The following is an 18,723-nucleotide window of genomic DNA, read 5'->3' on the forward strand; positions in this document are numbered from 1 at the left end:
GGATCGACAACGGGGTCTGACATGGCAAGCGATGAAGTTTGGGTGATTGCGAAGATCAGCGGGGCCGCGGCACTGGGCTCGGCTATCGCGCTGAAGTTCATTCCGGGGAACTGGTGGCAGCGGTGCATCTCCTTTCTGGGGAGTATGGGCATCGGCTGCCTTGTTGGCGGCGCAGCGGTGGAGCGGTTCGGCCTGGTGGCCGGCAGCTACACCCACATGCTGGCGGTGGCGGCTGCAGCGGTCTTTGGGCTGGCCATCGTCAACAACGGGATGCAGCAGATCCCGGAGTGGTTCAACGCCGCGCGCCGCAGGATTGCCGGGAGCTGACATGCTGACCTCAATCAATCTGGTGGCGAACGCCATCATCTTCGTGGGCTCGCTCTGGGCCGTCCTGACGCACAAGGTGCCGAACCGCACCGGGGGTGCCTTGGTGCTGTTCCTGCTGAACCTGTCGGCGTTCGGAAACATGGTCATGCCGGGCTACTGCCACAGCCAGCCCGAAGTGGCGTCGAACGTAGCGGTCGCACTGGGCGTGCTGTGGGCGTTCTGGCGGCTGGAGCTGCGGCACTTGTTCAAGGGGAGGCCGGCATGAGCGCACTATCGAAAGTCCTGCGGCAGCCGGACCCCGGCCGCCTGTCCTTCTGGTGCCCGGGTTGCCGGGATGCCCACCAGATCCAGATCGGCACCGGCCCGGGCCCGCGGTGGAGCTGGAACGGCGATGCCGAGCGCCCGACCTTCACGCCGAGCGTGCTGGTGACGTGGAGCATGCCGAGCGACAACCCGGACGAGTTCGACGACACCACCAAGGACGTCAAGAAGGCCTGCCACTCGTTCGTGACCGACGGCCGCATCCAGTTTCTGGGCGACTGCACGCACGCGCTGGCCGGGCAGACAGTGCCGCTGGCCGAGTTTCCGGAGGGCTGGGGATGCTGATGCCGACGATTCCATGGCGCACTGCCGGCGTCTCGGCGCTGCTGGGCGCCGTCCTGGCGCTCGTGCTGGCCAACTGGCTCTACTTCGCCCCGCGCGCGGCCGCTGCCGGCCAGGCGCTGGAAGCAGCCAACCAGCGGGCCGGCCGGGCGCAGGACGCGAACGAGCGCTGCGCCGACGACGTGGACACGGCCAACAAGGCCGTCGCGGTGCTGAAGCAAGCAGCGGACGAGCGCGCCGCCAGTGCCGCGGCCGCGCTGGCCGAGGCGCAGGCCCGGGCCACCGAGGAGGAGAAGAAGTCCTCCGACCTGGCGCGCCGGCGGCCGTCGAAGCCGGCCGACCTGTGCAACTCGCTCGATGAGCTGCTGACCGAGACGATCAAGGGGCGGAGGGCAGAGCGATGAAGAGCATCCTGGTGCTGGGCATGCTGCTGGCCGGCTGCGCGAGCGCGCCGCCGCAGGCGATCACGCAGACGAAGACGGTCGAGGTGCCGGTAGCCGTGCCCTGCAAGGTAGAGCCGGTGCCGCGGCCCGCTTGGGCGCTGGATCAGGTCGATCCCGCTGCCGACGTGTACGAGAAGGGCCGAGCGGCGCTGGTGGAGGTCGGCCAGCGCGCGGCGTACGAGATCATGCTGGAGGCGGCGGTGGCGGCGTGCCAGTAGGGCTGAAAATCCGTTCCGCAAAATGGATAGCGGTCTAGGGCTGATGCGGGTCTTCAGACGGTCCTGGCTACGAAATTGCGGAACATAAATTCACCGGAAAGCCGCGCCAATGCTGGAAACCTTGAGAGCTTGGGAAGCTAAGGTAATGGCCATTATACGACGCCCGCTAAGGCTTACTGGGAGCGGATTGTAGCACGATTGGTAGGGCTGAATCCGCTTCGCAATCCCGGCGCCGCTCCGCAATCTAGCGCGTTGGCTCCACACGCTTGCCGCGTCGCAGGTAATGCCGCTTGGTCGTCGGAACGTCGGTATGGCCGAGCAGGTCCGCTGCAGCGCTGTCGCCCTTCGCGTCAGAGGTGTCGTCGGCAGCCTTGGCGCGAAGGTCCCTAAGCCAAAACGCATTTATGCTGGCTGCCTGATCCGGGTGAGCCTTCTTCGCCTTGCGTTTCGCGATGCCGATCCGACTGCGTAGGGTCGCCTTCGTCATCTTCAAGCCCTTGTCGTTCACAAGCAGATAAATCGATGACACAGGCAACCATTCACTTATGCGACGCATGCACGCGCCGGGCAAGGAGAAACGCAGTGTGGTGATCGTGCCTCGGGAAGAGTGGGGGAGTTGGTTGACGTGCCGCGATACGGAGGTCGCTCGCAGCTTCTTGAGGCTGTATCCGGCCGAGCTAATGGCAACTGAATCGGATCCCATGGCCCCGAGGCAAAAACGCATGTAATGTCGAGGGCAGTTGCCTAGTAGCGCAGTACAAATGCTCGGTTTCGTTTCGGAGATGAGGAAAGGGAAAATGCAGGAAGACAAGCGGAACTTTCGCGGCTATAAGGGCGCAAAGCAGAACCCGAATGGCTGGTGGGTCGTCGGTAGCGCCTATACCGGCGCGATGCAGAATCCGGATGGCACCTGGGTTTGTGGCGGCGCCTATACCGGTGCGATGCAGAATCCGGATGGCACTTGGGTCGTCGGAGGCGCATATACCGGTGCGATGCAGAACCCGAATGGCACGTGGGTCTGCGGCGGTGCCTACACCGGCGCGATGCAGAACCCGAACGGCACGTGGATCGTCGGCGGCGCCTACACCGGCGCGATGCGGAATCCGAATGGCACCTGGATCTGCGGCGGTGCCTACACCGGCGCGATGCAGAATCCAAATGGCACTTGGGCCGCCGGAGGCGCATACACCGGCGCGATGAGGAATCCGAATGGCACTTGGGTCGTCGGCGGCACCTACACTGGCGCGTTGCAGAATCCGGACGGCACCTGGGTCGTTGGCGGGGACTACACCGGCGCGATGCAGAATCCGGATGGCACTTGGGTCTGTGGCGGTGCCTACGGCGGCACGATGCAGAATCCGGATGGCACTTGGGTCTGTGGCGGTGCCTACGGCGGTGCGATGCAGAATCCGGATGGCACTTGGGTCTGTGGCTGAATTACTTTTATTAAGCTAGCAATCCGGCCTATCCATCTGTCCGCGGAGTTAGATAAAACCGTCCGCTTAAGGTTGCGTTTTCAACCGGTCGACGCAACACACTAGACGCTGCGTGAGCAGTGGAGGTGTTGCAGGCGGATTTACTACACAGACTGCCAGAAGGCGTTGATGTTGGAGCGGTGGCGCAGCTCCAAGAAGTGGCATCTCGCTTGTTGAGCGAGATGCCATCCAGTTATCCCTTTGGGGCGTCTTCTCCTGGAATGCTGCTAGGGCTTACAACGGCTGCTGCTGCCTCAGACTCCACGGGAATACGACTTCGAATTCTTCTGCAAAGTGCCGAAACAGATTGTCGGTTGCGAGACCAGAGGAGCAGCAAGACCGCACCAACAATGAAGCCGACGACCATGAAAACGGTGTACAGCGTCGCGTAGTACTGCTTATCGAACGTCGACGTCGCGAGACAAGCAAGAAAACTAAACGCGACCGAAAGAAGAGCAACTGCGATGTTGAACTGCAAGTTCGCAGGGGACCCGCGCTCCAGCTCTTCCAATTCGCTATCTTTGATTTCGTAGAGATCGACTGATTCGACGCGACCGCGCCGCACGCGGACCTCGTCCTTGGTGTCTTTTGGGGTATTGTTTTGCATGGCTACAGGTTCTTTTTTAGCCAAGCGCTGTTTTTTTCGCCGTAGGAGTTCCTCCAAGCGGCTTCGGTACCCGATCGGATAACGAAAACCCGATCCCCCGTTTCGAGAACCTCAGTCACGGTGTCACGGACTTCGCTGGCCTTCTTGTCGGAAAGAATGGCCCAGCAAGTACGATTGATGGGACAGTACCCGCTAAAAGTCTTAAGCACATCTCTGACTTTGGTTCGGGTTTCGTCCTTGCTCACTTCGAAGGACACAATGTAACAAGTCATCGTGAAGGAACGGCTCCCACAATATGGGCGAGGTCAGATGTCGTTGGAATCGCCATTCTCCCACATCTTTCCACGGACGCTGGGTGACGCAGTAGGTTTCAGATGCGTGAAGTGTATCTGTTCGGCGGAACCCAAATCTGATTCGGCAGATAGCGCTACCGGTCCCCGTTATACGAAATGGTGCCCTCACCGATCTCCAGGTCGCGCCGCATATCATTTAGCAGAGCAATGGCGAGTGTCCTGGCACCTTCCCATTCGTACTCGCGCTGGTGCTCCGCGACCTCAAAGAGGAAGGTCTCGAGGTCGGTGAACCGATCGATGACAGGTTGCGGAGCGACCAATCCTAGATAGCCAAATATCCGAATCCGTTCCCGATTAAGCTCGAGTAAGGGGCGGAGGGGCTCACCTTCGTTGAAATATATGGATTTGTCGAAAGCTGCTAGAACGGTAGCGACAAGATCGATGATTTGTCGGTAGGCTGTGAGCCGGTCATCGTAGTGACGCAGATGCTTGTCCTTGCCTATGTCTAGCGCTGTCTTCACCTCTGCCAGAGCGTTGTCAGTTTTGCGCCGGAGCTCGTCATTCAGTTGGGTCAGCCCGCGCGCGTGGCTCGCTTGGGCGTTGGCCATCATGCGATCCGCCCATACCTTTCCAAGGAAGGCAGAAAGGCCTACGACGATGACCGAGGCTCCTCCTAGGGCAGCAGTCACAATCCCGACAATTTCGAAAAATTCGGTGGCAGTCATGCGGAGAGTTGCAGAACCTTTGAAGGTTCCCCGACTGTTGAGCGGGATGCGTACGGAACTAGCTACTGCTGAAAACGGAGCGGATACGTACGGTTAGAAACCGAACTCCTGCTCCGCAATAACATGGGTGGTCACGGCAGGAAAACCGACGCGGGGCGGTAGTGTTGCGTGAATTGCGGAGCAGAAATTGTCGTCTAGCCCGCTAAAATACTGAAGACCTTACGAGCTTGGGAAGCTAAGGTAATGGCCATTATACGACGCCCGCTAAGGCATGACAGGCGCGGATTCTAGCATAACTCGCGCATGGGAAGCATCGGCGCGACCTGCGCCGTTGGCCCGAGAGCCGATGGTGCCGGCGTCGGGCCCGGCGTCATGTACCTTGATGCCATCGGCGTCTTGCGCCGGTCGGCTTGTCCGCCTCGGCAATGGCCTGATCCGGATGCGAATATCCCCTGCCTCGGCGTCACGATTCCTTACAGTCGGCGCGCGCTCGGGCCGGTATTCTCCGCATCAAGCACACCTTCGAGAATAGACACCATCATGAAATCCCTTCTTGCCTTGTTCGTTGCCTGCGGTGCCCTGCTCAGCGGCTGCGTGGTGGCGCCGTATGACGACCACGGCGGTGGTCAGGGCAACGGCGGTTGCCCTCCCGGACAGGCGAAGAAGGGGAATTGCCGCGTGGATCAGTACGGCAACGAATCGTTCTGCCCGCCCGGGCAGGCGAAGAAGGGCCGCTGCTGACGCGGGTATCCGGGCGCGCCGGACCAAGGCACGTCACGCCGCCTGGGCGCGCCATGCGCCGCCTGGCGTGGTGAGCAGCGCCCGGGCCGGCCAGTTCGCGGATCGGCAGTTTCCACGATCCAGCCGGAAAAGATGACCAGGCCATAAACAGATACAGCAGACACAGCGAAGATACGGCGGAAATGGTCGCCGCTCAGGTTCGCGCGCTGTCCTCCCGGTCGGCGTCAGTTGACGCCACCAGGATCTGTCCCGGCAGTTCGCCGGTCGCGCATTCCCCGTTCCATACGCATTTCCCGTTCACCCACACGCCGACGATGCCTTCGCTGGCCTGCACGGGCGCGTCGAAGGTCGCGCGGTCGGTCACTGTCTGCGGATCGAATACGACGAGGTCGGCGTACATGCCGGGGCGCAGCAAGCCGCGATCCGACAGGCGGTAGTACCGTGCCGCCAGCCCGGTCATCTTGTGAACCGCCGTCTCCAGCGGCAGCAGGCCGCGTTCGCGCACCTGGCTGGCCAGTACCCGCGTGAAGGTGCCCCATTGGCGTGGATGCGGGTGCTTGTCGAAGGGCAGGCCATCGGATCCCACCATGCATCGCGGATCGGCCAGGATGCGGTCGACGTCTTCTTCGCTCATCAGGAAATAGATCGCGCCGGCCGGAGCAAGGCGCGCCAGCATCTGCTGGTCGTCGAGGCCCAGCTCGCGCTGGAGGTCATCGAAGTCGCGGCCCTGCGCGCCGGGGTAGCCGTCCGACCATGTGATCATCGTGCGCCGGGCCAGGCGCACGCGATCGAGCCGCAGCATCGTGGAGGTGGCGGGATACGGGTGGCAGTCCAGGCATACCGGCTGGAGCGCCGCGGCCTGGCCGATGCGGGCAAGCGTTGCCGCCGAGCGCCCGTGATTGCGTTCGCCGGCCAGCTTGTGGTGGGAGAACACGACGCGGCTGCCAAGCGACTGGCCGATCGCCAGGGCTTCTTCAATCGCGGCATCGATGTGGTCGGCCTCGTCGCGCAGGTGCGTGGCATAGATGCCGCCGCGCTTGCGCAGCGGGGCGCCGACGTCGATGATTTCCTGCGTCGACGCGTGCGTGGCGGGCGGATAGAACGTGCCGGTCGAGAGGCCGAAAGCGCCTGCGTCCAGTGCTTCGGACAACAGTTCGCGCATTTGCGCGCGTTCCTGCGGCAAGGCGGGCCGGTCGAGATCGTCCATCACCGCCACGCGCAGCGTGGTATGGCCCACCAGCGGTATCACGTTCACGGCCGCGGGCTGCGCGCGCAGGGCGGCGAGCCAGTCCGCGAATTTCGGGAAACGGAACAGCTCTCGCGGTCCAAGCAGGTCCAGCGGCTGCGGCAGCCGTGGCCTTGCCGGAGAGGGCGCCAGGCTGATGCCGCAATTTCCCGTGACCACGGTGGTAATCCCCTGCGATACCTTGGGGACCATGTCCGGATGCGCGATCAGATAGCCGTCGTCGTGCGTGTGCGAGTCGATGAAGCCCGGGGCGACCGCCATGCCGGCGATGTCCAGCACCGGCGCGTCGGCATGCAGCGTGCCGGGCGCGCCAATCGCAGCGATGCGCTCGCCTTCGATCAGGAGGTCGGCCGCGCGTGGCGGGGAGCCGCTGCCGTCGATCAGCATGCCCGCGCGCAGCAGCAGTCGTGTCGAAGCCGTGAGGGATTGCGGCATGTCCATCAGTCCAGTTTCTCGATGTGTGCCTGTTCGATCAGCTGCCCCCAGCGCCTGGTTTCCTCGTCGATGACGTGCTGGAAATCGGCGGAACTGCCGCCGGCGGGAACCGCGCCCAGCTTGTTCAGGCCGTCGCGCACCGAATCCGTTTTCAGCGCGGCGTTTGCCGCCTGATTTATCTTGCTGACAATGTCCGCGGGCGTGCCGCGTGGCGCGACGATGCCACCCCACGCCACGGTCTGGTAGCCCTTCAGCCCGGCTTCGTCCAGCGTCGGCACATCGGGCAGGATCGGCAGCCGCCTGGGGCTGCTGACCCCCAGCGCCCGCACCTTGCCGGCGGCGATCTGCGGGCCGACTTCCGAGGTATTGGCGAAGAGATAGTCGATGCGTCCGCCCAGCAAGTCCTGCAGTGCGGCGGGGCCGCCGTTGTACGGCACGAACAGCACGTCGATTTTCGCCATTCGCTTGAAGAGTTCGCCGCCGAGGTGGCCGGTGGTGCCGATGCCCGGCGCGCCGAACGACAGGGTGCCCGGCGCCTTGCGCGCTGCCTCGATCAGCGCCGCCGCGCTCTGGAAGGGGGCGTCCTTGCGGACAATCAGCACGTTGTAGAGATCGAACGCGTGGACGACCGGCACCAGATCGCGATCCACATCGTAGGGCAGCTTCTTGAACAACGACCGATTCACCGCGAGCGTGTTGACGTTGCCGTAACCGACGGTATAGCCGTCGGCAGCCTTGTTCTTGATCTGCAGGATGCCGATGTTGCCGGCGGCGCCCGGGCGGTTCTCGATCACCACCGGCACGCCCAGGGTCTTGGTCATCTCATTGGTGACGATGCGGGACAGCACGTCCGGCGAGCCGCCCGCGGCGGAGGGGATCACAAAGGTCAGGGGTTTTTCGGGCCAGGCCGCCAGCAGGGGCGTGGACAGCAGCAGGCTCATGGCGACGACGGACAAGCGCGTCGAAAGGCGAAAGGAGGGCATTCGGCATCCTTGCGGAAAAGGTGGATGTGCGGGGCAACGGTGGGGAAAAATCGTCGTTCTTTCGAATCAGGGCAGCGGTTCGCCGGCACCGGTGCGCTCGGTGATCAGGCGATAGTGTTCTGGCCGGCGGTGCTTCGCGAAGTTGAATACGTGCCGACGGAAGTGCTCGCCCAGCGTCATGTCCGCCTGCACGCTGATCACTTCGTCGTCTTCGGTCAGTGCGCGCGCCACGATCTCGCCGGTGGGCGCAACGATGACCGAGTTGCCGATCATGTGGTGCCCGTCCTCGCTGCCGCATTTGGCCGCCGCCGCCACCCAGATGCCGTTCTGGTAGGCATTGGCTTGCAGCGAGATCAGGTGGGTGGAGGTCCGCAGGTGCGCCGGTTCGTTCCAGTGGATGTTCCGCGAGGGCGTGTTGTAGCCCAGCACCACCACTTCGGCGCTCTGCAGCGCCATCACGCGATAGGTTTCCGGCCAGCGGCGATCGTTGCAGATGCACATGCCGAACCGGGTGCCCTGCGTGTCGAACACGCGAAAGCCCAGGTCGCCCACGTCGAAGTACTTCTTTTCCAGATGCTGGAACGGCGCCTCGGGCTTGAGGTCGCTATGGCCTGGCAGATGGATCTTCCGGTACTTGCCGACGATGGCGCCGTCCGGCGCGACAAGAATCGACGTGTTGAAGGCGCGCTGGTCGGGGGTCAGTTCCGCATAGCCAAGGTAGAAGCCCATGCCGAGCTTCCTGGCCTCGTCGAAGAGTGGCTGCGTCGCCGGGCCGGGCATGCTGCGCTCGAAGAAACGTTCTTGCGCTTCGGCCTCCTCCATCCAGTAGCGGGGGAAGAAGGTGGTCAATGCCAGTTCCGGAAACACGACGAACGTCGCGCCGCGGCCGCGGGCGTCGCGCAGCATTTCCACGAGTCGGCGGACCACGGCGGCGCGGGTGTCGGCCAGGTGGACGGGGCCCATCTGTGCAACGGCCAGGCCAAGGGAACGCTTGGTGTCCATGTCGGCTTCAAGGAGAGTGGGAGAGGGTTGCCGGGACGGGCCTTCTTGCGGGGCCGCCGGCATGCAAACCATTATCCGAACGCGGAACGGGCGCGTCGAATGACGGTTTGTGCGTCAGCCTTAATCGCGGTTTAAGGCATTGCTTCGTGTTGGTGCCGCATGCGGGCGGCGCACGGCGCCGGTGCGGCTTGCACCATTCCGTGACGACGGGGTACAGGGCAGGGCAATGCGCCCGGGCGAGTGCCTTAGCCGGGGTCGGGGAGCGACAGGCCGTGCAGCGTCATGACCCCACGTATCACCCGGATGAGCGCTTCGGCAACTGGCGACAGCGATTCGGCGTGCGGGTACACCAGATCCGCGACGATGGGCGCCGCCTGTTCCACCGGCAGGATGCGGAAGCGCGCGCCGGGCCAACCGCGCAGCAGGAACTCGTCCACCAGCGCGATGCCGGCACCCGCATGCACCAGCGCGCAGGCCGTATGGGGCAAGCCGGCTTCGATCTCGATGCGCGGGGTCTCGCCTATCTCCGCGTACAGGTTGTCGATCCGCTGGCCGAAAGGGGTGTCGTGCGGATACGCGATCAACGGATAGGGCAGAAGGTCGGCGACACTCACCGACGAGCGCGCCGCCAGCGGGTGCGAGGGCGGGCAGATGCATACCAGCCGGCTCGCCGCCAGGGGCGAGGTGCGCAAACTGGGATGCTCCATCGGCAATGTGGAAATGCCCAGGTCGATCTGCCGGCCCAGCAATTGCTCCTTGAGCCGGGCGTGGGTCATGCAATGGAAATGGATGCGAACTTCCGGATTGCCGATGTGGAACTCGGCGATGGCCTGGGGCACCAGCATCTGCCCGACACTCGGGCTGGAGCCGATGCTGATCAGGCCGTGCCGGCGCTCGGCCAGTTCATGGACGAGATCGCCGATGCGTTCCACGCCCCGGTAGACGAGCTGCACCTCATGGTAGAGCCGCCGCGCTTCCGCGGTGGGATGCAGGCGGCCCTTGACCCGTTCAAAGAGCGGAAAGCCGAGCCGGCTCTCGGTGTACGACAGCATGCGGCTGACCGCCGGCACCGAGACATGCAGCAGCCGCGATGCGTCGCTGACGGACCCGGTGCTCATCACCGCGCGAAAGACCTCGATCTGCCGCAGGTTCATCGCCTGGCACCCGCCGCCGGGAGCAAGCCAGCGGGGAAAACCGCCTGAGTGAAAATCACGTTCATCGCCATGTCGGGCTTTGTCTGGACATTGTTCTCGACCCGGTCAGCCACGTCCATGCTGGACCGGCATGCGCCATGCCGACGAGCATCATACCGGCAACCGGCCGGCCTGCCCGGCCGCGCCGCCCTCACCCGACAGCGCCGCCACGACCGAGCGCGGACGCCGCCGGCGCGCGCCTGGAGGACATCGTTCTCCTGAACGCCCGCCCCGAAATCATGACCGGCCCCGACAACATGGCGGCCGCCCGCGTGGGCGGCGTGACCATCAACTTCGCATGCGCGCCGGATAACCTTCAGGCGCGCCCGCCGCCAACGCGGAACACCGCCACCGCCGCCGACAGCCTGTGCGCCTGCTCTTCCAGCGAGCCTGCCGCGGCGGCGGCCTGTTCGACCAGCGCGGCGTTCTGCTGCGTCACTTCGTCCATCTGCGCCACGGCGATGTTGACCTGGTCGATGCCGCTGCTCTGCTCGGCGGAGGCGGCGGCGATCTCGTTCATGATGTCGCTGACGCGGGTGATGGCGCCGACGATCTCGGTCATGGTCGAGCCGGAGCGCTCGACCAGTTGCGCGCCGGCTTCCACGCGCGTGGTGGAGGCGCCGATCAGGCCCTTGATTTCCTTGGCCGCGCCGGCGCTGCGCTGCGCCAGCGAGCGGACTTCGCCGGCGACCACCGCGAAGCCGCGGCCCTGCTCGCCGGCGCGGGCGGCTTCGACCGCGGCGTTGAGGGCGAGGATGTTGGTCTGGAAGGCGATGCTTTCGATCACGCCGACGATGTCGCCGATCTGGCGCGAGTGCGTCACGATGTCCTGCATGGTGCCGACCACCTGCTGCGTGAGTTCGCCGCCCTGCGCGGCCAGCCCGGAGGCGCCGTGCGCGAGCTGGCTGGCCTGGCGGGCGTTCTCGGCGGTCTGCTTCACGGTGGAGGTGAGCTCTTCCATGCTGGCGGCGGTCTGTTCGAGCGACGCGGCCTGTTCCTCGGTGCGCTGGGACAGGTCGGTGTTGCCCGCGGAGATCTCGCGCACGCCGACGTTGATCGACTCGCTGCCGCTGCGCACGGTGCCGACCGTGTCGATCAGCGATGCCTGCATCTTCTGCAGCGCCGCGCCGAGCTTGCCCATTTCGTTGTCGCTGGTGACGGCCACGCGCCCGGTCAGGTCGCCGGCGGCGATGCGCTGGAACTGCGCGATGGCGGCGTTGACCGGATCGACGATGGCGCGCATCAGCGCCGCGCGCCCGGCCCACGCCAGCAGCAGCGAGACGGCGAGGCCGGCGGCGACCGCGATGCTGACGGCCTTGAAGCGGCTCTGCGCCTGTTCATAGCGTTGCGCGCCGCGGTCGAGCTGGAGCTTTTCCAGCGCCAGCATGGATTTCTCGAAGGCGCCGTAGAGCGGCGGCAGCTTGTGGGCCTGCAGTTGCAGGAAGGCCTGCCGGTCGCCGCCCTTGAGCGCGGCCAGCGCCGGTTCCACGCCTTCGGCGAGGAACTTCGCGCGCTTTTCCTGCATGTCCTTGATCAGGCGCTGCTCTTCCTCGCCGCTGCCGGCCGAGGCGAGGTAGTGCGCCTGGCGCTCGTCGGCCGCCTTCAGGTACTGGCCGGACCGCGCGAGCACGGCGCTGGCGCCTTCCTGGTTGTTCAGCTCGGTGAGCGAGGCGTAGGTCGCCAGTGCCAGGCGCAGGCGCAGCAACTGGCCGGCGCTGCCTTCGAGGTCGGCCACGGCGGGCGTGTCGACGGTGTACATCTGCTTGAGCGATTCGTTGCCGGCGTGCATGGACAGCAGTCCCGCCGTGGCCCCGACCATCAGGGCAAAGCCGAACAGGGCGACCATGAGGCTGAGATAGCCCCGGATGGACAGTTGCTTCAACATTGTCTTCCTCTCCTTGGATACAGCGTTCTTGTGTCCGCTGCCGCGCGGCACAAGGACCGCGGCACGGAAAACGCCTCTGATTGCGGGGGGCGCTATTTCGGTCTACGGCTGTGGAGGAGGAAAACTGAAGCGGCTTCGGGCAGGTGGTTGCAGGCGCGCGGGCGGCCGGATGTCACGCCAGGATGCGCAGGCGGCACACGGCGGTCTCTTCCTGTCCCGGCGCGAGCCAGCGCAGCCCGGTGCCGTGGTGGATGGCATTGGGCAGGCCGAGCCACGGTTCCACGCAATAGAAGTCGGCGTCGGCGTGCTCGGACCAGGTGGTGACGGCGAACCACGGCACGGCTGCGGGCGCGTCCGGCGTGTCCAGTTCGATCGCCAGCCGGCGGCCACGCGGGGCCGCCGCGCTGGGCGGCATGGCGAGGATGCAGGCGCGCGGCGCGGCGTGCGATTCACGCAGCACGTGGAAAGTGTCCTGCAGGCGCGCATCGTCGAGCGAGTAGGACGCCGCGCCAGCGCCGAGGGCGTCCAGCGCGCCGTCGGCTTGCTGGCGCATCAGGTCGGCGTCGGGCATCTCCAGCACGGCCGCGCCGCGCGCTTCATGCGCGAGCGCGAAATAGAAATGGTGGCCGGCGTAGTACGGCAGCGGCTGCGTGCCGGTATTGCGCGTGCGCAGCGTGGCTTCGAGTCCGTCCTTGAGCAGGCGGTAGCCGGCTTCGAACGCGAATTCGAACGGGTAGCCCGCGCGCGTGGCGTCGCTGGCGCGCAGCGTCATCGCGATGTGGCTGCCGGCGTCGTACTGCGTGAGCGCGAATGGCAGGTCGCGCGCGAAGCCGTGGCTGGGCAGGGCGCGCACCGCGCCGTTCGCGTCGCGCCAGGCGCCCGGTGCGCCGTCGACGAAATGCCGGGCGATGAAGGGGAACAGCAGCGGATTGCCGCCGCGCACGCGCGCCGGCTGGGACCAGTCGGCCGGGTCGGGCCAATGCAGGATGTCTTCGCCGCGATGCACCCAGCGCACCAGGCGCGCGCCGGCCCGCGGGGCCAGCAGCAGATAGTTGTCGTGGCCGCCGACGCGGACCAGGTCCTGGCCCTGGAACTGCGTGAAGGAGGGAGCGGGGGAAGAGGTGGCGGGGGCTTGCATGTGGCGCGGGGTCTCGGGCAACGGTGAGGCGGGCGGGGGCGGAAGCGGCGATGCACGGCAATCATAACCGCAGCACCGCGCCGGTGCCGCGGCGCGGGCGGCGTGCGCGCCGGGCGCCCAGCGCGGGTGCATGCGTTGGGTGTGCCACGGCGCGCGGCGCGCCGGCGGCGCCGGGCGCTTCACATTTGTCCGCGTGGCGGCGCGCCTTGCGCGCCGTGGTCCGCTGGCGCGGATGTTGCGTTGCATCGCAGCGCATTTCCCCACCAGCGAAAGGAGCTTGTCATGGCCGAGTCCAACAGCAAGTCCAGCAGCGAACCCGCCGGCGCGCCCGCCGCGGATCTTCCCCCCATGCAGTTTTCCCACGTGCGCCCGCACGACACGGCGTTCGTCGACCAGGGCCTGCGCGACTTCTTCCTCTACCGCGACCTGGGCGTGGCCGAGGCCACCGGCGGCAAGGTGCTGGCGCAGCTGGTCAAGGCCAACCAGCCGCCCGAGCAGGGCACCGGCTGGCACCGGCACGAGGCCGAGTTCCACGTGGTGCTGATGCTCAAGGGCTGGGCGCGTTTCATGTACGAGGACAAGGAGACGCTGGTCGCCGCCGGCGACTGCGTGCACCAGCGCCCTGGCATCACGCACTACCTGTTCGACTATTCGCCCGACATGGAATACCTGGAGATCGTCGGGCCGGCCGACTTCGCCACGGTCGAGGTCGAGGGGCCGTGCGCGGTGCCGGCGGTGACGCCGTGGCCGACCGACCGCAACGCGGCCTGACCGCCCGATTGCCTGGCCGCCGCGGCAGCCCCGGAGAAAAATCCCGGGGCCACCGCCGCGCGGTCCCGCCTACGAAGTCATGTGCACGGTGTTGCGCACGATCGGATAGACCTGCGCGTCCCAGCGCTTGCCGTTGAACACGCCGTAGTGGCCGACGCCGGTCTGCACGTGATGCATGCGCATGTAGGGGCGCAGGCTTGCGCACAGGTCCTGCGCGGCCATGGTCTGGCCGATCGCGCAGATGTCGTCGCGCTCGCCTTCCACCGTGAGCAGCGCGGTGCGCCGGATCGCGCGCGCGTCCACGCGGCGCCCGGCCACGTCGAGCAGGCCCTGCGCCAGCAGGAAGCGCTGGAACACCATGCTGACCGTCTCCAGGTAGAACTCGGCGCTGAGGTCCATCGTGGCGAAGTATTCCTCGTAGAAGGTCTGGATGGCGTCGGCGCGCTGGTGCTCGCCGTTGGCGCGCAGGTCGTAGAGGTCGCGGAAGGCCTGCTGGTGGCGCTCGCTGTTCATGCTCATGAAGGCGGTCAGTTGCACGAAGCCCGGATAGACGTGCCGCATGGCGCCGGCGAAGCGCAGCGGCACGTGGCTGGTGAGCGTGCGCTCGAACCACTCGATGGACTGGCTGGTGGCGAGCTCGTTGACCTTGGTCGGGTTGATGCGCGCGTCGATCGGGCCGGCCATCAGGATCAGGCTGGGCGGCTGGGCCGGGTCGTCGTCCTCCGCCATCAGCGCGACGGCGGCGAGCGCGGCCACGGTGGGCTGGCACACCGCCATCAGGTGCGTGCCGCCGCCGAGCACGTGCAGGAAGTCGATCAGGTGCTGGACGAATTCGTCGAAGCCGAAGCGGCCGTGCATGAGGGAGATGTCGCGCGGGTTGTGCCAGTCGGTGATGTACACGTCGTGGTCGCGCAGCATGGTCTGCACGGTGCCGCGCAGCAGCGTGGCGAAGTGGCCCGACATCGGCGCGACCAGCAGCACGCGCGGCTGCTGGCCGGCGCCGTGCTTGCGAAAGCGCAGCAGCGTGCAGAACGGCGTGCGCGCCGCCACTTCTTCCGTCACCTGCATCGGCGTGCCGTCGACGGTGATGCTGTCGATGCCGAAGGCCGGGCGGTGATGGGTGAGCCGGCTCAGCGCCAGCACCTCGCACGCGGCGCGCGTGGCGCGCATGGGCTCGCATGCGGCCAGGCGCGGGTTGGCGGCCATTGCCACCGCCATCATGTCGGCCACGCTGCAGGCTGGCTGCATGAGGTCCGCATAAGTCTGGTACACCTGATACAGCATGGCCGCCCCCCTTTTATGCGTTGGCTTCATACGCCGCAATATGTGTGCCACGGCGTTCTGTTGGCATGAGGCTTGCGGGCCTGCCATCGTGGGGAGACGGGCGACCGGTTCTGGTTCGAATGCGGCGCCAGCGCCGCGTGCGGCAAGTGGCACGAAGGGCTGCCGCGCCGGCGCGGCTTCATGCTGGTGCCGCAAGCCGCACCGCGCCGGTGCGGACCATCTGCCGCTTGTCCGCGGCGCGTTTTCCCGTGCCGCGCCGGCCGCGATGCCACGCCCGCCATGTAGTACAACATCATGGTAGGAGCCGCGGCAGGCGGCACATAGCACGACATGACAGCGGGAAAACCCGCGGCGGGAATGATGCGAGCGGCGGGGAACGCAGCGAAAGAAGCAGCGAAAGAAGCAGCGGCGGCATGCCGGGCATCGTTCGCGCCGCGAGCGCGTCGCCGGCCCGCCGTTCCAACGACTCATCGAGATGGCAAGGAGACGTGATGGCGAAGACGACACTGACCATCAGCAGCAAGACTTATTCGTCGTGGTCCCTGCGCGGGTGGCTGCTGGCGCGTTTTGCGGGACTCGACTTCGAGGAAGTGCTGGTGCCGCCCGACGACGCCGCGGCGCGCGCGGAGATCCTGCTGCTGTCGCCGTCGATCCTCGTGCCGCGCCTGTTCCACCAGGGCGTGACGGTGTGGGACACGCTCGCCATCGGCGAGTATCTCAACGAGATCAGCCCCAAGGCCGGCCTGCTGCCCGACGACCGCGCCGCGCGCGCGCATTGCCGCGCCATCTGCGGCGAGATGCACTCCGGCTTCGCCGCCCTGCGCGCGGCGCTGCCGATGAACCTGAAGGGGCATTTCCCCGGCTTCAAGGTGTGGTCGCGCGCGCAGGCGGACATCGACCGCATCGTGCAGATCTGGAGCGAATGCCTGACCCGCTACGGCGGCCCGTTCCTGTTCGGCCAGCGCAGCATGGCCGACGCGATGTACGCGCCGGTGGTGACGCGCTTCCTGACCTACGGCGTGGAGCTCGACCCGCAGCCGGTGGCGTACTGCAAGCAGATCCTCGCCATGCCCGAGCTGCAGGAATGGATCGCCGAGGCGCGCAAGGAGCCGGACGAGATCAGCGAGCTCGAAGTGGAATTCTGAGCGCGCCGCGGCGCGCCCAGGAGCGAAGACGAAGCGAAAATGCATGGGACCGGGCGCGGCGGGCGCTGCCGCAGCCGGTCCCCTTCGCGCTTCCTGCGCGCGGCGTTCGGCGCGCTCCCCGTCAGGCCGCCGCGGATGCGCCGGCGCGCGCGGCCAGGAAGCCCACGGCGTAGGCGAAATACCAGTCGAGCGTGTCCGGGTTCATCATGGCGTCGCGGTTGGCGATCTGGTCCGGCGCGTGGCCCAGCAGCAGCTTCTTGACCGGCACTTCCATCTTCTTGCCCGACAGCGTGCGCGGCACGCCCGGCACCTGCAGGATCTCGTTCGGCACGTGGCGCGACGACAGCGCGGCGCGGATGCGCGCGCGCATGGCCTCGCGCAGCGGCTCGTCCAGCGCCAGCCCTTCGCGCAGCACCACGAACAGCGGCATGTAGGACTCGCGGCCCAGGTATTCGAGGTCCACCACCATGCTGTCTAGCACTTCCGGCAGGTCTTCCACCACGCGGTACAGCTCGCTGGTGCCCATGCGGATGCCGTGGCGGTTGATGGTGGCGTCCGAGCGGCCGTAGATGATGGCGCCGCCGTGCGCGGTGATCTTGATCCAGTCGCCGTGGCGCCACACGCCGGGGTAGGTGTCGAAATAGCTGTCGCGGTAGCGCCTGCCGTCGGCGTCGCCCCACAGGAACAGCGGCATCGACGGCATCGGCGCGGTGCAGACCAGCTCGCCGACCGCGCCGGTCAGCGCGCGGCCCGCGTCGTCGAACGCTTCCACGCGCGCGCCGAGGCAGCGGCATTGCATCTCGCCGGAGTAGACCGGCAGGATCGGGCAGCCGGCCACGAAGGAGCCGGCGAAATCGGTGCCGCCGCTCATCGGCGCGAGCCAGATGTCGGCGCGCACGTGGCGGTAGATCCAGTCGTAGGCTTCGGCCGGCAGCGGCGAGCCGGTCGAGCCGAGCGCGCGCAGGCGCGACAGGTCCGCCACGCGCGCGGGCTCGATGCCGGCCTTCATGCAGGCGGTGAAGAAGGCCGCGCCCGCGCCGAAGGCGGTGATGCCGGCGGCCTCCACGAAGCGCCACAGCACGCCGGCATCCGGGTAGGCCGGGTTGCCGTCGTAGAGCGCGATGGTGGTGCCGAGCAGCAGCCCGGCCACCTGCGCGTTCCACATGATCCAGCCGCTGCTGCTGTACCAGTGGAACACGTCGTCCGGGCCCAGGTCGTTGTGGAAGGCCATGAGCTTGACCTGCTCGACGACGATGCCGCCGTGGCCGTGCACGATGGGCTTGGGCATGCCGGTGGTTCCCGAGGAATAGACGATCCACAGCGGGTGGTCGAACGGCACCGGCTCGATGGCCAGCGCCGCGCGGTGCGCCAGCACGTCCCGCCACGCGTGGCGGCGCACGCCCGGCGGCAGGGGCGGGGCGGCAGCGTCCGCGTGGCCGGACGGCACCAGCACCACGTCGGTCAGCGAGGGCAGGGCGGCGGCGAGGTCGGCCAGCACCGGCGTGCGGTCGTGGTGCCTGCCGCCGTACTGGTAGCCGTCCACGGCGACCAGCACCTTGGGCTCGATCTGGCGGAAGCGGTCGATCACCGCGACCTGGCCCATGTCCGGCGCGCAGCCCGACCAGATCGCGCCGAGGCTGGCGGTGGCGAGGAAAGCCACCACGGTGGCCGGGATGTTGGGCAGGTAGCCGGCCACGCGGTCGCCGCGCGCCACGCCCATCTGCCGCAGCGCGTGGGCCAGCGAGGCGACCTGCGCTTCGAGCGCGTCCCAGCTCAGCTCGCTCACGCCGACCGCCTCGCCGGCGAAGCGGATGGCCGCGCGCTGGCGCGCGGCGCCGCTGCCGGCGTGGCGGAACACCTGCTGCACATAGTTCAGGCTGGCGCCTTCGAACCAGCGCGCGCCGGGCATGGCGGGATCGGCCAGCACACGCGCCGGTTCGGTGTCGAAGCGCAGGTCGAAATACGCGCGGATGGCGTCCCAGAAGGCTTCCAGGTCGGTTACCGACCATTGCCACAGGGCGCCGTAGCCGTCGAAGGCGAGGCCGCGCTCGCGCGCCAGCCAGCGCATGAAATCGGCGATGCGGCTGCCGTCGCGGAACGCCGGCGACGGCGTCCACATCAGTTTCCCTTCCTCAAGGGTGGTCATGTGTCTCCTCCTCGGTTCCGTCTGGCGCGGACGTGCGGATGGCCTGGTTTTCGTGTTGCCGCG

20 protein-coding genes are annotated in these 18,723 nt (G+C 66.8%); 9 read left to right on the forward strand and 11 right to left on the reverse strand.

Annotation, left to right across the window (positions count from 1 at the left end):
* From AC3WXD_RS06860 to AC3WXD_RS06880, 5 genes are all read left to right on the forward strand, one after another.
* A partial coding sequence (locus AC3WXD_RS06860; RefSeq protein WP_492323365.1) for a hypothetical protein occupies positions 1–327 on the forward strand: 327 nt, incomplete at its 5' end.
* 1 nt (position 328) lies between these two features.
* Positions 329–592: a hypothetical protein gene (locus AC3WXD_RS06865; protein ID WP_492323366.1), complete on the forward strand. Its 264-nt coding sequence runs from the start codon at positions 329–331 to the stop codon at positions 590–592.
* Complete coding sequence (locus AC3WXD_RS06870) at positions 589–933, forward strand: ubiquitination-like system serine protease family protein (RefSeq protein ID WP_492323367.1); 345 nt, start codon at positions 589–591, stop codon at positions 931–933. The genes AC3WXD_RS06865 and AC3WXD_RS06870 overlap by 4 nt, the downstream gene beginning before the upstream one ends.
* Entirely contained in the window at positions 927–1,334 is a 408-nt protein-coding gene (locus tag AC3WXD_RS06875) for a hypothetical protein (protein WP_492323368.1), read from the forward strand. The genes AC3WXD_RS06870 and AC3WXD_RS06875 overlap by 7 nt, the downstream gene beginning before the upstream one ends.
* Entirely contained in the window at positions 1,331–1,591 is a 261-nt protein-coding gene (locus AC3WXD_RS06880; RefSeq protein ID WP_492323369.1) for a hypothetical protein, read from the forward strand. The genes AC3WXD_RS06875 and AC3WXD_RS06880 overlap by 4 nt, the downstream gene beginning before the upstream one ends.
* A gap of 244 nt (positions 1,592–1,835) precedes the next feature.
* Here AC3WXD_RS06880 and AC3WXD_RS06885 read toward each other — a convergent pair whose 3' ends face one another.
* Positions 1,836–2,315 carry a site-specific integrase gene (locus AC3WXD_RS06885; RefSeq protein WP_492323370.1) on the reverse strand — a complete coding sequence of 160 codons (480 nt, stop codon included), beginning with the start codon at positions 2,313–2,315 and terminating at the stop codon, positions 1,836–1,838.
* Between the two features lie 73 nt (positions 2,316–2,388).
* On the opposite strand from AC3WXD_RS06885, the gene AC3WXD_RS06890 reads away from it, so the two are divergent.
* Positions 2,389–3,027, forward strand: a complete 639-nt coding sequence (locus tag AC3WXD_RS06890; protein WP_492323371.1) for a hypothetical protein — start codon at positions 2,389–2,391, stop codon at positions 3,025–3,027.
* A 232-nt stretch (positions 3,028–3,259) separates the two neighbouring features.
* Here AC3WXD_RS06890 and AC3WXD_RS06895 read toward each other — a convergent pair whose 3' ends face one another.
* Positions 3,260–3,673, reverse strand: a complete 414-nt coding sequence (locus tag AC3WXD_RS06895; RefSeq protein WP_492323372.1) for a hypothetical protein — start codon at positions 3,671–3,673, stop codon at positions 3,260–3,262.
* 427 nt (positions 3,674–4,100) lie between these two features.
* Positions 4,101–4,691 carry a hypothetical protein gene (locus AC3WXD_RS06900; RefSeq protein ID WP_492323373.1) on the reverse strand — a complete coding sequence of 197 codons (591 nt, stop codon included), beginning with the start codon at positions 4,689–4,691 and terminating at the stop codon, positions 4,101–4,103.
* A 303-nt stretch (positions 4,692–4,994) separates the two neighbouring features.
* Here AC3WXD_RS06900 and AC3WXD_RS06905 point away from each other — a divergent pair, with 303 nt between their 5' ends.
* Entirely contained in the window at positions 4,995–5,432 is a 438-nt protein-coding gene (locus AC3WXD_RS06905) for a hypothetical protein (protein ID WP_492323594.1), read from the forward strand.
* A 193-nt stretch (positions 5,433–5,625) separates the two neighbouring features.
* Here the strand turns inward: AC3WXD_RS06905 and AC3WXD_RS06910 are convergent, their stop codons facing one another.
* The 6 genes from AC3WXD_RS06910 to AC3WXD_RS06935 form a co-directional block, all read right to left on the reverse strand.
* Positions 5,626–7,113, reverse strand: coding sequence for an N-acyl-D-amino-acid deacylase family protein (locus AC3WXD_RS06910; protein WP_492323374.1), 1,488 nt, complete (start codon positions 7,111–7,113; stop codon positions 5,626–5,628).
* Positions 7,114–7,118: 5 nt separating this feature from the next.
* Positions 7,119–8,096 carry a Bug family tripartite tricarboxylate transporter substrate binding protein gene (locus AC3WXD_RS06915; RefSeq protein ID WP_059411232.1) on the reverse strand — a complete coding sequence of 326 codons (978 nt, stop codon included), beginning with the start codon at positions 8,094–8,096 and terminating at the stop codon, positions 7,119–7,121.
* 66 nt (positions 8,097–8,162) lie between these two features.
* Positions 8,163–9,098: an N-carbamoyl-D-amino-acid hydrolase gene (locus AC3WXD_RS06920; protein ID WP_492323375.1), complete on the reverse strand. Its 936-nt coding sequence runs from the start codon at positions 9,096–9,098 to the stop codon at positions 8,163–8,165.
* A 245-nt stretch (positions 9,099–9,343) separates the two neighbouring features.
* Entirely contained in the window at positions 9,344–10,252 is a 909-nt protein-coding gene (locus AC3WXD_RS06925; RefSeq protein ID WP_059411234.1) for a LysR family transcriptional regulator, read from the reverse strand.
* 355 nt (positions 10,253–10,607) lie between these two features.
* Positions 10,608–12,176: a methyl-accepting chemotaxis protein gene (locus AC3WXD_RS06930; RefSeq protein WP_492323376.1), complete on the reverse strand. Its 1,569-nt coding sequence runs from the start codon at positions 12,174–12,176 to the stop codon at positions 10,608–10,610.
* Positions 12,177–12,348: 172 nt separating this feature from the next.
* Complete coding sequence (locus AC3WXD_RS06935) at positions 12,349–13,314, reverse strand: aldose epimerase family protein (RefSeq protein ID WP_492323377.1); 966 nt, start codon at positions 13,312–13,314, stop codon at positions 12,349–12,351.
* Positions 13,315–13,662: 348 nt separating this feature from the next.
* Between AC3WXD_RS06935 and AC3WXD_RS06940 the strand changes: the two genes are divergently transcribed.
* Entirely contained in the window at positions 13,663–14,085 is a 423-nt protein-coding gene (locus AC3WXD_RS06940) for a cupin domain-containing protein (protein ID WP_059411372.1), read from the forward strand.
* A 69-nt stretch (positions 14,086–14,154) separates the two neighbouring features.
* Here the strand turns inward: AC3WXD_RS06940 and AC3WXD_RS06945 are convergent, their stop codons facing one another.
* Positions 14,155–15,369: a polyhydroxyalkanoate depolymerase gene (locus AC3WXD_RS06945; protein WP_020204243.1), complete on the reverse strand. Its 1,215-nt coding sequence runs from the start codon at positions 15,367–15,369 to the stop codon at positions 14,155–14,157.
* 491 nt (positions 15,370–15,860) lie between these two features.
* On the opposite strand from AC3WXD_RS06945, the gene AC3WXD_RS06950 reads away from it, so the two are divergent.
* Positions 15,861–16,514, forward strand: a complete 654-nt coding sequence (locus AC3WXD_RS06950) for a glutathione S-transferase family protein (RefSeq protein ID WP_020204244.1) — start codon at positions 15,861–15,863, stop codon at positions 16,512–16,514.
* 121 nt (positions 16,515–16,635) lie between these two features.
* Here AC3WXD_RS06950 and AC3WXD_RS06955 read toward each other — a convergent pair whose 3' ends face one another.
* Positions 16,636–18,660 (reverse strand): acetoacetate--CoA ligase, encoded by a 2,025-nt coding sequence (locus AC3WXD_RS06955; RefSeq protein WP_029043864.1) that lies wholly within the window; start codon positions 18,658–18,660, stop codon positions 16,636–16,638.
* Positions 18,661–18,723 lie beyond the last annotated feature (63 nt).

The organism is Cupriavidus sp. FW216-B1 (genome assembly GCF_058789195.1).

Bases quoted from the DNA above. Each gene is read 5' to 3' on its own strand.
- AC3WXD_RS06890 (WP_492323371.1), top strand. From the start codon at position 2,389: ATGCAGGAAGACAAGCGGAACTTTCGCGGCTATAAGGGCGCAAAGCAG.
- AC3WXD_RS06885 (WP_492323370.1), bottom strand. From the start codon at position 2,315: ATGCGTTTTTGCCTCGGGGCCATGGGATCCGATTCAGTTGCCATTAGC.
- AC3WXD_RS06880 (WP_492323369.1), top strand. From the start codon at position 1,331: ATGAAGAGCATCCTGGTGCTGGGCATGCTGCTGGCCGGCTGCGCGAGC.
- AC3WXD_RS06955 (WP_029043864.1), bottom strand. From the start codon at position 18,660: ATGACCACCCTTGAGGAAGGGAAACTGATGTGGACGCCGTCGCCGGCG.
- AC3WXD_RS06875 (WP_492323368.1), top strand. From the start codon at position 927: ATGCTGATGCCGACGATTCCATGGCGCACTGCCGGCGTCTCGGCGCTG.
- AC3WXD_RS06905 (WP_492323594.1), top strand. From the start codon at position 4,995: ATGGGAAGCATCGGCGCGACCTGCGCCGTTGGCCCGAGAGCCGATGGT.
- AC3WXD_RS06925 (WP_059411234.1), bottom strand. From the start codon at position 10,252: ATGAACCTGCGGCAGATCGAGGTCTTTCGCGCGGTGATGAGCACCGGG.
- AC3WXD_RS06935 (WP_492323377.1), bottom strand. From the start codon at position 13,314: ATGCAAGCCCCCGCCACCTCTTCCCCCGCTCCCTCCTTCACGCAGTTC.
- AC3WXD_RS06940 (WP_059411372.1), top strand. From the start codon at position 13,663: ATGCAGTTTTCCCACGTGCGCCCGCACGACACGGCGTTCGTCGACCAG.
- AC3WXD_RS06930 (WP_492323376.1), bottom strand. From the start codon at position 12,176: ATGTTGAAGCAACTGTCCATCCGGGGCTATCTCAGCCTCATGGTCGCC.
- AC3WXD_RS06865 (WP_492323366.1), top strand. From the start codon at position 329: ATGCTGACCTCAATCAATCTGGTGGCGAACGCCATCATCTTCGTGGGC.
- AC3WXD_RS06900 (WP_492323373.1), bottom strand. From the start codon at position 4,691: ATGACTGCCACCGAATTTTTCGAAATTGTCGGGATTGTGACTGCTGCC.
- AC3WXD_RS06950 (WP_020204244.1), top strand. From the start codon at position 15,861: ATGGCGAAGACGACACTGACCATCAGCAGCAAGACTTATTCGTCGTGG.
- AC3WXD_RS06910 (WP_492323374.1), bottom strand. From the start codon at position 7,113: ATGCCGCAATCCCTCACGGCTTCGACACGACTGCTGCTGCGCGCGGGC.
- AC3WXD_RS06915 (WP_059411232.1), bottom strand. From the start codon at position 8,096: ATGCCCTCCTTTCGCCTTTCGACGCGCTTGTCCGTCGTCGCCATGAGC.
- AC3WXD_RS06870 (WP_492323367.1), top strand. From the start codon at position 589: ATGAGCGCACTATCGAAAGTCCTGCGGCAGCCGGACCCCGGCCGCCTG.
- AC3WXD_RS06895 (WP_492323372.1), bottom strand. From the start codon at position 3,673: ATGCAAAACAATACCCCAAAAGACACCAAGGACGAGGTCCGCGTGCGG.
- AC3WXD_RS06945 (WP_020204243.1), bottom strand. From the start codon at position 15,369: ATGCTGTATCAGGTGTACCAGACTTATGCGGACCTCATGCAGCCAGCC.
- AC3WXD_RS06920 (WP_492323375.1), bottom strand. From the start codon at position 9,098: ATGGACACCAAGCGTTCCCTTGGCCTGGCCGTTGCACAGATGGGCCCC.